Raw genomic sequence first — 12906 nt, 5'->3', positions numbered from 1 at the left:
CACTCAGTCCATGGTCGGAATCACGAAGGAGGCGCCTTCTTTGGTGCCCGAAGGCCAACGCTGGGTCACCGTCTTGGTCTTGGTGTAGAACCGGATCGAGTCGGGCCCGTGCTGGTTGAGGTCGCCGAATCCGGATCGCTTCCAGCCGCCAAACGTGTGGTACGCCACCGGAACCGGAATCGGCACGTTTACTCCGACCATTCCGGTGTTGACCTTGGCGCAGAAGTCGCGCGCGGTGTCGCCGTCGCGGGTGAAGATCGCGACACCGTTGCCGAACTCGTGCTCAGAGGGCAGCCGCACTGCCTCGTCGTAATCCTTGGCCCGCACCACCGACACCACCGGCCCAAAGATCTCTTCCTTGTAGATGCGCATCTCCGGCGTCACGTGGTCGAAAAGTGATGCGCCGATGAAGAACCCATCCTCGTGGCCGTCGACCGTGAGGTCGCGGCCATCCAGAACCAGCTGCGCACCTTCTGCGATACCGATGTCGATGTAGTCGCGCACTCGCTTGAGCGCGTCCGCGCCCACTAGCGGGCCGAAGTCGACGCCATCGTCCAGGGAGGGTCCGACCACCAATTCGCGGGCGCGCTTGGTCAGGCCGTCGACGAGCCGTTCGGCGGTGGATTCACCGACAGGTACCGCGACCGAGATCGCCATACAGCGCTCGCCGGCCGAGCCGTAGCCCGCACCGATCAGCGCATCGATGGCCTGGTCGATGTCGGCGTCCGGCATGATGATCATGTGGTTCTTGGCGCCGCCAAAGCACTGAGCCCGTTTGCCGTTGGCAGTCGCGGTCTCGTAGATGTACTGCGCGATCGGGGTGGATCCGACGAATCCGACGGCGGCGATGCGCGGATCGTGCAGCAGCGCGTCCACGGCAGTCTTGTCACCGTTGACGACGTTGAAGACGCCGGGCGGCAGGCCTGCTTCGAGGAACAGCTCGGCAAGGCGTAACGGCACTGAGGGATCGCGCTCGGAGGGCTTGAGCACGAAGGCATTTCCACACGCCAGTGCGGGGCCGGCCTTCCAGAGCGGAATCATGGCCGGGAAGTTGAACGGGGTGATGCCTGCGACCACGCCGAGGGGCTGGCGGATGGAGTACACGTCGATACCCGTGCCCGCTCCGCTGGTGTACTCACCCTTGATGAGGTGGGGGATGCCGGTGGCGAATTCGCACACCTCAAGCCCGCGTTCGATATCACCCTTGGCATCGGCGTGGGTCTTGCCGTGCTCCTGGGACAACATCGTGGCCAGCTCGTCGATCTCCGCACGGACCAGGTCGACAAACTTGGCGAGCACACGCCCGCGTTGCTGGGGGTTGCGGGCGGCCCAGCCGGGCTGAGCTTGCGCGGCGTTCGCGATGACCGCCTCGACTTCGGAAACGTCGGCCAGCGGCACCCGCCGTACCGGCTTGCCCAGCGTCGGGTCGTAGACATCGGCGAAGCGCTCGGACGTGCCGGGAACGCGCTCACCGCCGACGAAATGTGTCAATTTAGGCAGGGAATCAGGTAACGAACTCATGGTGTAGCCCCTTGGAAGCGGTTGGAAATCCGGGTGGTCGGCGCTTCTGAATCTAGTTGGACATCCATGTAATGTCTAGTAGGACTTCCAGTTAAAAATCCTACTGTTCACAGGGATCTCACAGGGATTTGCCACCACGGTGGGGTCTGGGCGGTAGTCTGAGTTCAGACGTGGCCGGACAGTCTCGCGGACCAGTGGCGTAAGCGCGGAACTCTTGCACTTTCCTGCTCGTTGAATCACCAGTTGACTTGTTAGATGTCATCTGCGGAGGCCGCACCTCGCGGTACCGCACTTCCAGGAGAGGATCACGACGGTGCGAACCACCAGCAATCCCATTCTTCGGACGCTGCCCGGAAAAGAGGGTGGCGGCTATGCGCAGTTCGGGGCGGGCGCGGCAGGTGCCGGTGCTATGGCGGCCCAGCAGATGCGGCAGGACCCGTACACCGCTTACCCGGAGGCTCAGGCCGGCGTATCCCGGCCGCTGACGATCGATGACGTGGTCACCAAGACCGGTATCACCCTCGGTGTCATTGTCGCCGTCGCCGCGGCGTCGTTCTTCCTGGTCAGTGCCAACAACGCGCTGGCGCTGCCTCTCCTCGCTATCGGTGGTCTTGGCGGCTTCATCATGGTGATGATCGCGAGCTTCGGGCGTAAGCAGGACAACCCGGCGATCGTGCTGAGCTATGCCGCGCTCGAGGGGCTCTTCGTCGGTGCCATCTCGTTCGTCATCCCGGCGAGCGTCGGTGTCGGCGGAGCCAGCGCCGGCGCTCTGATCGGCCAGGCGGTGCTCGGTACCGTCGGCGTGTTCATCGGCATGCTGTTCGTCTATCGCTCTGGTGCCATCCGCGTCACGCCCAAGTTTCAGCGGATGCTGCTGGCCGGTCTGGTCGGCGTGCTGGTGCTGGCGATCGGCAACATTGTGCTCGGATTGTTCGGCATCGACATGGGCTTGCGCAGCGGTGGACCGATCGCGATCATCTTCTCGCTCGTCTGCATCGGTCTGGCTGCGTTCAGCTTCCTGATCGACTTCGACGCCGCCGACCAGATGGTCCGTGCCGGTGCACCGGAGAAGGCCGCCTGGGGCATCGCCCTCGGCCTGGCCGTCACCCTGGTCTGGCTGTACGTCGAGATCCTGCGACTGCTGAGCTACTTCCAGAACGACTAGTACTCGACAAAAAAGGGGCGTCCCGCCAGGGGGCGCCCCTTTTTTCGTGTCAGTGAGAGACGCGGACCCGCTGTGCGGCCTCGGAGGCATTGCGTCGCGCGGTCTGCACGTCCTCGTCGTAGGCCAGGGCCACGCCCATGCGGCGGGTGACGAAGCTTTCCGGCTTGCCGAACAAGCGCAGATCGGTACGGGGCACGCGCAGGGCGGCCTCGACACCGTCGAATACGACGCCCGCCGCGTCGACCCCGCCGTAGATGACCGCGCTGGCGCCCGGGGTCTTCAACGTCGTGTCGACAGGAAGCCCGAGGATGGCGCGGGCGTGCAGTTCGAACTCGTTCTGCCACTGCGTGATCATGGTGACCATGCCGGTGTCGTGTGGGCGCGGGCTCACTTCGCTGAAATACACCTGGTCGCCCTTGACGAAGAGCTCGACGCCGAAAATACCCTGCCCGCCCAAGTTTTCGGTGACGGCTAGGGCTGTTCGCTGTGCACTGTCCAAGGCGGCATCCGACATGGGGTGCGGCTGCCAGCTCTCGACGTAGTCGCCGTTGGCCTGTCGATGCCCGATCGGCGCACAAAAGCTCGTCTCGATGTCCCCGCTTTCGCCCAGCGCCCGGACCGTCAACAACGTGATTTCATAGTCGAAGTCGACAAATCCCTCGACGATCACACGGCTATTGCTTACCCGGCTGCCTGCCATGGCGTAGTCCCAGGCGGCGCTCACATCGGCGGGTCCGTCCAGCTTGCTCTGCCCCTTACCGGAGCTGCTCATGAGCGGCTTCACGACGCACGGGTACCCGACACCGCCGTCGATCGCGGCCTGCAGCTCGGCGAGCGAGTCGCAGAATTGGTAAGGGCTGGTAGGCAATCCGAGTGTTTCCGCCGCCAGGCGGCGGATGCCTTCGCGATCCATGGTGAGCCGTGCGGCACGTGCGGTGGGGATCACCCGGACGGCGCCCTCGGCCTCCAGCGCTTCCAGCGTCGGGGTGGCGATCGCCTCGATCTCCGGTACGACGAGATCCGGTTTCTCCGCTTCGATCAATGCCCGCAGCTGCTCCGGGTCGGACATCGAGATGACGCGCGCATGGTGGGCGACCTGGTGGCCAGGGGCGTTCTGATAGCGGTCGACGGCGATGGTCTCGACGCCCAGACGTTGCAGGGCAATCAGCACCTCGCGGCCGAGCTCGCCGGAGCCGAGCAGCATGACCCGCGTCGCGCGCGGTGACAGGGGAGTTCCGATAGTGGTCATCGCGACTGAATCTTAGTGTCGCCGAGACCGAGGTTATGGCGGGAACGTGCGAGACGAACTCGCCACAACCTCGGTTTCGGCGCTGACGGGCTTGTTAGGCGAGCCGCTCGATGACCATCGCCATACCCTGGCCGCCGCCAACGCACATGGTCTCGACGCCGAAGGTCTTGTCGTAGGTGGTCAGGTTGTTGAGCAGCGTGGCGGTGATGCGCGCACCGGTCATGCCGAAGGGGTGACCCAGGGCGATCGCACCGCCGGACACGTTGAGCTTGTCCTCCTCGATGCCGAGCTCGCGAGCCGAACCCAGCACCTGCACCGCGAACGCCTCGTTGATCTCGAACAGGTCGATATCGCCGATCGACTTGCCCGCGTTCGCCAGTGCGCGCTTGACGGCCTCGATCGGTCCCAGACCCATGATCTCCGGGGAAAGACCGGACACGCCGGTGGACACGACGCGCGCCAGCGGGGTCAGACCCAGCTCCTTGGCGCGGGTGTCGCTCAGGATGACCAGAGCGGCCGCACCATCGTTGAGGGGGCAGGCGTTACCGGCGGTGATGGTGCCGTTGGGGCGGAACACCGGCTTCAGCTGGCTGATCGCCTCGTAGGTGGTGCCGGCGCGCGGGCCGTCGTCCTTGGATACGACGGTGCCGTCGGCCAGGGTCACCGGGGTGATCTCACGCTCGAAAAAGCCGTCGGCGATGGCCTTTTCGGCTCGGTTCTGGCTGCGCACGCCCCAGTGGTCCTGGTCCTCGCGGCTGATGCCGGTGTGCAGTGCCACGTTCTCGGCGGTCTGGCCCATCGCGATGTAGACATCGGGGGTCAGGTCGTCGTTGCGCGGGTCATGCCACTCGGTGGCGCCCTGCGCGGCAGTGACGGTGCGGGCCTCGGCATCGGCGTACAGCGGATTGTGGCTGTCCGGCCAGCCGTCGGAGGTGCCCTTCGGGAAATGCGAAACCGTCTCCACACCAGCGGAAATGAAGGCATGGCCCTCGCCGGCCTTGATGGCGTGGAAGGCCATCCGGGTGGTCTGCAGCGAGGACGAGCAGTAGCGGTTGACGGTGGTGCCGGGCAGGAAGTCGTAACCCAACTGCACCGCCACGGCGCGACCGATGTTGAAACCGGCCTCACCGCCGGGCTGACCGCAGCCCAGCATCAAATCGTCGATGTCCTTGGGGTCCAGTGCGGGCACCTTGTCGAGGGCGGCGCGCACCATCTGGGCGGCCAGGTCATCCGGCCGCATGCTCACCAGCGAGCCCTTGCCGGCGCGCCCGATGGGGGAGCGGGCGAGGGAAACGATCACGGCTTCGGGCATGAAAACTCCTGATATAGGGGAATTAGTACTGGTTCTACTCCCCTGGAATCTAATGCAGCGATGCGACGGGCAGATTGTCGGGCTGGCCGACCGCCACCCCGATCTCGGTAGCAGTGCGCCGCCAGATCCTTCCCAGGACGCGCATCCGGGCGCCCATGGTCTGCGACTCCGCGGCGGCGGACACCCATGGCAAATCTGGAATCGGCCCACCCGTCCATTCGCCGAGAGCATGCGCGACGGCCGGTAGCAACAGCCGCGCTGCCAGCGCATATCCCGCGGCCGACGGGTGGTAGTGGTCGTCGGCGAACATCTCCTCGGGAGCCTGCAGAAACTCCGGCGAGAGCAGATCAGCAAGCGGGACGGAGACGCCGCCGGCGGCCCGCACCGCCGCCGCCTGGAAATGGGCCAGGCGCAGCCCGCGGGAGCGCACCACGGCCCGCAGTGGCTGCGGTATGGCAGTGATTACCCCGAAATCGGGGCAGGTGCCCACCACTACTGCCGACCCGGCCGCGCGCAGACGCCGCACGGCCAGACCCAGGCGCTGTGCGGAGGCTCGTACGGCGTTGAGCGAGGTCACGTCGTTGGCGCCGATCATGATCACGGCGAGGTCCGGGGGCGGGCCGATGATCGACATAGCGTCGATCTGCGCGGCCAGCCCCTTGGATGTCGCGCCCGATATCGCCTTGGTGGACAGCCGGATTCGTTTCCCAGACTCTTCGGCCAAACCGCGCGCCAGCAGCACCCCGGGCACTTCGTCGGGTATGTGGCAGCCATAGCCGGTGGCGGTGGAGTCTCCGAAGATCGCCAGGTGCAGGTCGTACTGCAGGCCGCGGCTGTATCTGGTGACCGGACCGCCGCCGGGTTCGTACACGCCATCGGCAACCGGGGGAGCGTCGTGAGTCTTCGGAATCACCAGGCGAACCTGTCTGGCCTGCGCGTTCAGGAAGCTGTACGCGCCCCAGAGCCCGGTACCCATCGCCGCGCCCGCGGCCCCGGTGCTCAGGGCCGCCCAGATCGTCCGTCTGCGTGTGGCGAGGATGCTCACGGGGGCTATTTTCACGGAAGGCGACACACCGCGCCAGTCCCCTGACCAGCATCACGCGAAATGAGGCGTGGACGATGCGGTATCGAAAGCGGTTTGTTGCCTGTTGATAGGTATAGTCCATCGGGCGCTAGCTCCCAGCTAGCAGCCTGAGTAGAGCAGGACACTGGCTAGGCAAAGGAGCCTGAACAGATGACCGCACCGAAGCGCACCCCCGATTACGGGCATGCGGGATCTGCGGGATCCTCGCTGAACACGCTGGTACGCGCCCTTCCGATGAGCGACGGCGCCGCTGTCGAAGTGATCGAGGACGCGGCGAGTATGGCCGCGCGGCTGCTGGGATTCGGTGTCCGGATGACGGTGCGCACGGTGCTGCAGATTGGCAGCCATGCCCCCACACTTCCTTACCCGTTTGGCCTGATTGAAGAACTTGGCCGGGCGCTGGTTCCCCCGCGCGGCACGGTCAGGGCGACCGTCACGCTGGCGAACACCAACGCGCGCCTGGTTCGCGCCAAGGGTGTCGGACCGGTGGACGGCACGGGCCGGGTGGTGCTCTATCTGCATGGTGGCGCGTTCATCGTCGGCGGCCCAAACACCCACAGCGCCATGGTCTCCACGATTTCCCAGCACGCAGACGCGCCGTGTCTGGTGGTCGATTACCGCATGCCGCCCAAGGCCTCGCTGGATCAGGCTGTCGACGATTGCCTGGACGGGTACCGCTGGCTGCGCGCACAGGGATATGCGGCGGATCAGATTGTGCTGGCGGGTGATTCGGCCGGTGGATTTCTCTCGGTGGCAGTGACTGAACGCTTGCTGGCCGAGGACGGCGAAGCTCCGGCCGCGCTGGCACTCATCTCGCCGCTCATCGAGCTGGATCCCGCGCCCAAGGTCGCGCATGAAAACGCCAAGACCGACGTGATGTTGCCGCCCAACTGCTTTGAGGCACTGGAGAAGATTCTCACCAAGGCCGGTGGCGGTGTGCCGCCGCGGGAGATCATCGACAAGGTCGACGGCCGGATGCCACAGACGCTGGTGCATTGCTCCGGGTCGGAGGTGCTGCTGTACGACGCGCGCCTGCTGGGACAGCGCCTCGCCGAGCAGGGTGTGCCGGTGGAGATCAAGATCTGGCCCGGTCAGATGCACGTCTTCCAGGTGGCCGCCAAGATCGTGCCCGAGGCCAAGAGGTCGCTGGCGCAGATCGGCCAGTACATTCGTGACGCGGTGCCCGAGACTTCCTCGGCGGAGTTCGTCGCACCTGCGGCGGTTTGATCCCTCCGTTAGCTCCCCTGTGCGCGGGCCGGTCGCCGGTCTAATAGCGTTACGGGTATGCGCATCGCCCAGCATGTCTCCGATCTGATCGGTAACACCCCCCTCGTCCAGCTCAACTCGGTGGTGGCCAAGGGCAGCGGGGTGGTGGCCGCCAAGATCGAGTACCTCAATCCCGGCGGTAGCTCCAAAGACCGCATCGCCGTCAAGATGATCGAGGCTGCCGAGGAAGCGGGCCTGCTCAAGCCCGGTGGCACCATCGTCGAACCCACGTCGGGCAACACCGGCGTCGGGTTGGCGCTGGTGGCCCAGCGCAAGGGTTATCACTGCGTGTTCGTGTGCCCGGACAAGGTCAGCGAGGACAAGCGGAATGTGTTGCGTGCCTACGGGGCCGAGGTCGTCGTATGCCCCACGGCCGTGCCGCCGGAGCACCCGGACAGCTACTACAACGTCTCGGACTGTCTTGTGCGCGAGATCGATGGCGCCTGGAAGCCCGACCAGTACTCCAATCCGAACGGACCGGCCAGCCACTACGAGACCACCGGCCCGGAGATCTGGGCCGACACCGACGGCAAGATCACCCATTTCGTCGCCGGGGTGGGAACCGGCGGGACGATCACCGGTGCGGGCCGGTACCTCAAGGAGGTGTCCGGTGGCACGGTGAAGGTCGTCGGTGCGGATCCGGAGGGGTCCGTCTACTCCGGTGGCACCGGCCGCCCGTACCTTGTCGAGGGTGTGGGAGAGGACTTTTGGCCCACCGCGTACGACCCCAGCGTTGTCGACGAGGTGATCGCGGTATCCGATGCCGACTCGTTCGAGATGACACGCCGGCTGGCGCGCGAAGAGGGATTACTGGTCGGCGGATCCTGCGGGATGGCAGTGGTGGCGGCAATTCGATTGGCTGAGAAGGCCGGACCCGATGCCGTGATCGTGGTGCTGTTGCCCGACGGCGGCCGGGGATACCTGTCCAAGGTGTTCAACGACTCGTGGATGTCCTCCTACGGGTTCCTGCGTAGCCGCCTCGATGGCAGCAAGTCCGAGCCCACCGTCGGCGATGTACTGCGTGGAAAGTCCGGTGCGCTACCGGATTTGGTGCATACGCATCCGTCCGAGACGCTGCGCGACGCCATCGAGATCCTGCGCGAGTACGGGGTGTCGCAGATGCCGGTCGTCGGCGCCGAACCGCCGGTCATGGCCGGTGAGGTCGCCGGGTCGGTATCCGAAAGGGAGCTGCTGTCAGCGGTATTCGAGGGCCGGGCGCAATTGGCCGACGCCGTGTCCCAGCACATGAGTCCGCCGTTGCCGCTGGTCGGTGCTGGTGAGCCGCTGAGTACCGCGGGGTCCATGTTGCGCGACACCGATGCGGTGATGGTTATCGACGAGGGCAAGCCGGTCGGTGTCATTACCCGCCATGATCTGCTTGGATTCGTCTCCTCGGGTAGAGGCGTGCGGCACTGAATTTGGTCCCAAATCGTTTCCCGGAAGCCAACCTGTGGAAACGCTGAAAGCGTAATGTGCTCTGTTGCTCGACGCTGATGCGTGCCATACGAACTGGAGGACAACCGTGACTGAAGTTCCACCACCCTCGCCGCAGGATCCGGGCGGGTACCCGCCGCCTCCTCCGGCAGCTGGTGCACCAGCCCTGCCGGGTAGCAATTTTGAGATCTGGATCAAGCGTGTCGGTGCCTGGATCATCGACCTCATCCCCTACGTCGTTCTGGTCGGCATCGGCCAGCTGATCGCCGGTGCGACGATGACCTCCGACACGGAGTGCGTGGGCGAGGTGTACGGCGATCCCATGAGTGGTGGTGGGATGAGCTTCAGCAGCTGCAGCGCCGGGTACTCCGGACTGGGTATTGCCGCACTGGTCGTGTTCTGGCTCCTGGGCGTCGGATGGCTCGTCTGGAACTGGGGCCTGAAGCAGGGCACCACGGGTTCAAGCATCGGCAAGGGCGTGCTCGGCATCCAGGTGCTCGGCGAGGCCACCGGCCAGCCGATCGGGTTCGGTATGTCCGTCGTCCGTTCGCTGGCACACGTTCTCGACGCGATCATCTGTTACATCGGCTTCCTGCTGCCGTTGTTCACGCCGAAGCGCCAGACGATCGCCGACATGCTAGTGAAGACCGTCGTCGTTCCCAAGTAGAAGTAACCCGATTGGCGGCGCTGGGCTGTCTCACTCGCAACGGTCCGTATAGGCTCGGACCTGATGAGTGAGCAGCGCAGCGCCGCCGACGCGTCTCGGTGGCAAGGGTTTTCCACAAGAGCCATCCACGGTGGCTTCCATGCCGATCCGCAGACCGGTGCGGTCAACGTGCCGATCTACGCTAGCTCGACCTTCGCCCAGGACGGCGTCGGTCAGCTGCGCGGCGGTTTCGAGTACGCACGCACCGGCAATCCCACCCGGGCGGTTCTCGAATCCTCGCTGGCGGCATTGGAAGACGCCCATTTTGGTCGGGCATTCAGCTCGGGGATGGCGGCCACCGACTGCGTCCTGCGCGCGCTGTTACGCCCGGGTGATCATCTGATCATCCCCAACGATGCCTACGGCGGCACTTTTCGGCTGATCGACAAGGTGTTCTCTCAGTGGGGAGTTACCCACACTCCGGTCCCGGTGGCCGATGTCGACGCCATTCGTGCGGCGATCACCTCCAGCACCAAGCTGATCTGGCTCGAGACGCCCACCAACCCGTTGCTGAGCATCGCCGATATTGCGGCCGTCGCCCAGGTGGCAACTGAACATTCGGTGAAGCTTTTGGTGGATAACACATTCGCGTCGCCGGCGCTGCAACAACCGCTGAATCTCGGCGCCGATATCGCGTTGCACTCCACCACCAAATACATTGGCGGGCACTCCGATGTGGTGGGCGGCGCGCTGCTCACCAATGACGAGGAGTTGGACACCGCATTCGCCTTCTTGCAGAACGGGGCGGGCGCCGTGCCGGGTCCGTTCGACGCCTACCTGACCTATCGGGGCATCAAGACATTGGCGCTGCGCATGCAGCGGCACAGTGAGAACGCTCAAGCGGTGGCCGAGTTCCTGGCCGGTCATTCGGCGGTCGCGCACACTGTCTACCCGGGTCTGGACAGTCATCCCGGGCACGCGGTGGCCGCCAAGCAGATGCGTGGATTCGGCGGGATGGTCAGCGTGCGGTTGGCTGGAGGGCGTCAGGCCGCACTCGATTTGTGCTCGCGAACAGAGCTTTTCATTCTCGCTGAGTCCTTAGGCGGTGTGGAGTCGCTCATCGAGCATCCGGCTGCCATGACGCATGCGTCCACCGCTGGGTCGCTGCTGGAAGTGCCCGAGGATCTGGTGCGGCTGTCGGTGGGTATCGAAGAGGTGGGCGACCTGATCGGTGATCTCGAACAAGCCTTGCGGTAACCGCTAGTTCATCGAATGCAGGGCCGCCGAGATCACCGCGGCCGTCACCGCGAGATTGACCGCAGAGCCGCGATTGTCGCGGATCTGAGCCGACCATCCGCCGTCGGCGATTGTCTGCGACGATCGGGACACCTGCTGCTTGCCGACGGGGTCGAGACTCAAGATCGCGTCGAATCCGTTGACCCCGTGCAGCACTGCGATGATGGCGGCAGTGCTGGGAGCGGGCGGGGCGTAGTGGAACAACACATCGGTGACGCCCTGACGCACCGCGTTCGCACGCTCGTTGTTGGTCACCGGCCAGTACTTCTCCGGCAAGAGCCGGCTGCCCATGCGGACCGTGTGGATGTCCCCGGTGATCTCCAGCCTATGCAGCAGCTGGGAGTTCACGCCGCGGCCAACCTTGGCGATAGCCTCAACCGGGCTCATCGGTCGTCGTCGCAGCCGGTGCACCGCCCGGTCCAGCACCGGATCCCCGATATCCGGCGCCTGCAGCACCAGCAGATTTCCGGCCTTCGCCGGTTCGCCCTGCGTGGCCGGTCGGACGCGTTGCGCCAGAGCAAGATCCAGGATGATCGCGGCGGCAAGGGCTTGTGTGCGCCGATCCTTGTCCAGAAGGGGCCGTCCGGAGGCATTGTTCAGCAACAGAAGCAGGAGGTCCTCCGCAATCTGTGGCATGAGGGGACAATAGCGGCAGAACTGGTGACATGATGCCTGGCATGGGCATCCAGGCAGCGGGAGCAACAGGGTTGGTGACGGTCCAGGAGATCCAGGAGGTGGCCGAGCGGCTTGCTCCTGTGATGCGGCGCACACCGGTGGTGGCCTTCCGCGCGCTCAGTGAGCGCTGCGGGCACGAGGTGCGTCTCAAATGCGAAAACTTGCAACGCACAGGATCTTTCAAACCGCGCGGCGCCTACAACCGGATCAGTCTGCTGCCCGATGACCAACGGGTGAACGGGGTGGTGGCCGCCAGCGCGGGTAATCACGCCCAGGGCGTGGCCTGGGCGGCAACCACGCTGGGCATCCAGTCGACAGTGTTCATGCCGGTAGGGGCCGCGCTGCCCAAGATCGTCGCGACCCGCGCGTACGGCGCGACCGTGCACCTCACCGGCACCACCATCGATGATGCGCTGTTGGCCGCGACGGAGTTCGCGGCGGAGACCGGCGCGGTACTCATCCATCCCTTCGACCATCGGGACGTCGTGGCCGGGCAGGCCACCGTCGGGCTGGAGATTCTGGAGCAGCTTCCCGATGTCGGCACCATCGTGGTGCCCGCGGGCGGTGGCGGGCTTGTCGCGGGTATCGCCGCGGTGGTCAAGGCGGCGCGACCCGAGGTGCGGATCGTCGCGGTGCAGGCCGCGGGTGCTGCTGCCTGGCCGCTATCGCTGCAAGCCGGGCATCCGGTGGCACTGCAATCGATGGGCACCATGGCAGACGGCATCGCGGTCGGTAAGCCGGGAGCTGTGCCGTTCGAGCATGTGGCCGCCCTGGTCGACGACGTGGTCACGGTCAGTGAGGAGGCGCTGTCGCGCGGGCTGCTGCTGTGCCTGGAGCGGGCCAAGTTGGTGGTGGAACCTGCCGGTGCGGCCGCGGTGGCCGCGCTGCTCACGCTGTCCGCCGAGGAACTCCGTCTCAGCGGCCCGGTGTGTGCGGTGCTCTCGGGCGGAAACATCGACCCGCTGTTGCTCACCCATGTCATCACTCATGGTCTGCGGGCCGCCGGACGCTATCTGACGGTGCGGGTGACCATCGCGGACGCACCGGGTGGTCTCTCGGGTCTCCTCGACGTCTTTCGGGCATCAGGTGCCAGCGTCGTTGACGTCACTCACTGGCGTAACAGCGAGCGTCTGCGTCTCGGTGAGGTGGATGTGCTGGCGACCGTCGAAACACGGGGGCCAGAACACCGTCAGGCCGTCCTCGACGCAATCGTCGCGGCCGGCCTGACGGTTCAGGAAGAGCGGTAGACCCCCATACG

At 65.5% G+C, this 12906-nt stretch carries 12 protein-coding genes; 6 read left to right on the top strand and 6 right to left on the bottom strand.

Annotation, left to right across the window (positions count from 1 at the left end; translation table 11 throughout):
- Nucleotides 1-3: 3 nt before the first annotated feature.
- Nucleotides 4-1521 (bottom strand): CoA-acylating methylmalonate-semialdehyde dehydrogenase, encoded by a 1518-nt coding sequence (locus B4383_RS19945; RefSeq protein WP_078292926.1) that lies wholly within the window; start codon nt 1519-1521, stop codon nt 4-6.
- Nucleotides 1522-1834: 313 nt separating this feature from the next.
- Here B4383_RS19945 and B4383_RS19940 point away from each other — a divergent pair, with 313 nt between their 5' ends.
- Nucleotides 1835-2686: a Bax inhibitor-1/YccA family protein gene (locus tag B4383_RS19940; RefSeq protein ID WP_078292925.1), complete on the top strand. Its 852-nt coding sequence runs from the start codon at nt 1835-1837 to the stop codon at nt 2684-2686.
- Nucleotides 2687-2735: 49 nt separating this feature from the next.
- On the opposite strand, the gene purT is transcribed toward B4383_RS19940, so the two are convergent.
- The 3 genes from purT to B4383_RS19925 form a co-directional block, all read right to left on the bottom strand.
- Nucleotides 2736-3935, bottom strand: a complete 1200-nt coding sequence (gene purT / locus B4383_RS19935) for a formate-dependent phosphoribosylglycinamide formyltransferase (protein ID WP_078292924.1) — start codon at nt 3933-3935, stop codon at nt 2736-2738.
- 94 nt (nt 3936-4029) lie between these two features.
- On the bottom strand, nt 4030-5247 hold the full coding sequence (locus tag B4383_RS19930; RefSeq protein ID WP_078292923.1) for an acetyl-CoA C-acetyltransferase: 1218 nt from the start codon (nt 5245-5247) through the stop codon (nt 4030-4032).
- Between the two features lie 49 nt (nt 5248-5296).
- Nucleotides 5297-6292 carry an SGNH/GDSL hydrolase family protein gene (locus B4383_RS19925; protein WP_078292922.1) on the bottom strand — a complete coding sequence of 332 codons (996 nt, stop codon included), beginning with the start codon at nt 6290-6292 and terminating at the stop codon, nt 5297-5299.
- Between the two features lie 189 nt (nt 6293-6481).
- Between B4383_RS19925 and B4383_RS19920 the strand changes: the two genes are divergently transcribed.
- The 4 genes from B4383_RS19920 to B4383_RS19905 all read left to right on the top strand — a co-directional run bounded on the left by B4383_RS19920 (nt 6482) and on the right by B4383_RS19905 (nt 10934).
- Nucleotides 6482-7558 (top strand): alpha/beta hydrolase, encoded by a 1077-nt coding sequence (locus tag B4383_RS19920; protein WP_078292921.1) that lies wholly within the window; start codon nt 6482-6484, stop codon nt 7556-7558.
- Between the two features lie 57 nt (nt 7559-7615).
- A complete protein-coding gene (locus B4383_RS19915; RefSeq protein ID WP_078292920.1) occupies nt 7616-9013 on the top strand; it encodes a cystathionine beta-synthase in 1398 nt (465 codons plus the stop codon).
- 106 nt (nt 9014-9119) lie between these two features.
- Nucleotides 9120-9698: an RDD family protein gene (locus B4383_RS19910; RefSeq protein ID WP_078292919.1), complete on the top strand. Its 579-nt coding sequence runs from the start codon at nt 9120-9122 to the stop codon at nt 9696-9698.
- A gap of 63 nt (nt 9699-9761) precedes the next feature.
- Nucleotides 9762-10934: a cystathionine gamma-synthase gene (locus B4383_RS19905; RefSeq protein WP_078292918.1), complete on the top strand. Its 1173-nt coding sequence runs from the start codon at nt 9762-9764 to the stop codon at nt 10932-10934.
- Nucleotides 10935-10937: 3 nt separating this feature from the next.
- On the opposite strand, the gene B4383_RS19900 is transcribed toward B4383_RS19905, so the two are convergent.
- Both B4383_RS19900 and B4383_RS27230 read right to left on the bottom strand, forming a co-directional pair.
- Complete coding sequence (locus B4383_RS19900; RefSeq protein WP_078292917.1) at nt 10938-11609, bottom strand: GPP34 family phosphoprotein; 672 nt, start codon at nt 11607-11609, stop codon at nt 10938-10940.
- Nucleotides 11570-11785, bottom strand: coding sequence for a hypothetical protein (locus B4383_RS27230; protein ID WP_286143743.1), 216 nt, complete (start codon nt 11783-11785; stop codon nt 11570-11572). The genes B4383_RS19900 and B4383_RS27230 overlap by 40 nt, the downstream gene beginning before the upstream one ends.
- Between B4383_RS27230 and ilvA the strand changes: the two genes are divergently transcribed.
- Nucleotides 11747-12895: a threonine ammonia-lyase gene (gene ilvA / locus B4383_RS19895; RefSeq protein WP_286143742.1), complete on the top strand. Its 1149-nt coding sequence runs from the start codon at nt 11747-11749 to the stop codon at nt 12893-12895. The genes B4383_RS27230 and ilvA overlap by 39 nt on opposite strands.
- Nucleotides 12896-12906 lie beyond the last annotated feature (11 nt).

Origin of the sequence: Mycobacterium sp. D16R24 (assembly GCF_002013385.1) — a bacterium.
In the GTDB taxonomy this organism is placed as follows: Bacteria; Actinomycetota; Actinomycetes; order Mycobacteriales; family Mycobacteriaceae; genus Mycobacterium.
Note: the sequence above shows the minus strand (reverse complement) of the source record. Positions and strands in the feature narration are given on the sequence as shown.

Excerpts from the sequence above, each read along its gene's own strand:
- B4383_RS19945 (WP_078292926.1), bottom strand. The coding sequence starts at position 1,521 with ATGAGTTCGTTACCTGATTCCCTGCCTAAATTGACACATTTCGTCGGC.
- B4383_RS19905 (WP_078292918.1), top strand. The coding sequence starts at position 9,762 with ATGAGTGAGCAGCGCAGCGCCGCCGACGCGTCTCGGTGGCAAGGGTTT.
- B4383_RS19920 (WP_078292921.1), top strand. The coding sequence starts at position 6,482 with ATGACCGCACCGAAGCGCACCCCCGATTACGGGCATGCGGGATCTGCG.
- B4383_RS19915 (WP_078292920.1), top strand. The coding sequence starts at position 7,616 with ATGCGCATCGCCCAGCATGTCTCCGATCTGATCGGTAACACCCCCCTC.
- B4383_RS19930 (WP_078292923.1), bottom strand. The coding sequence starts at position 5,247 with ATGCCCGAAGCCGTGATCGTTTCCCTCGCCCGCTCCCCCATCGGGCGC.
- B4383_RS19900 (WP_078292917.1), bottom strand. The coding sequence starts at position 11,609 with ATGCCACAGATTGCGGAGGACCTCCTGCTTCTGTTGCTGAACAATGCC.
- purT (WP_078292924.1), bottom strand. The coding sequence starts at position 3,935 with ATGACCACTATCGGAACTCCCCTGTCACCGCGCGCGACGCGGGTCATG.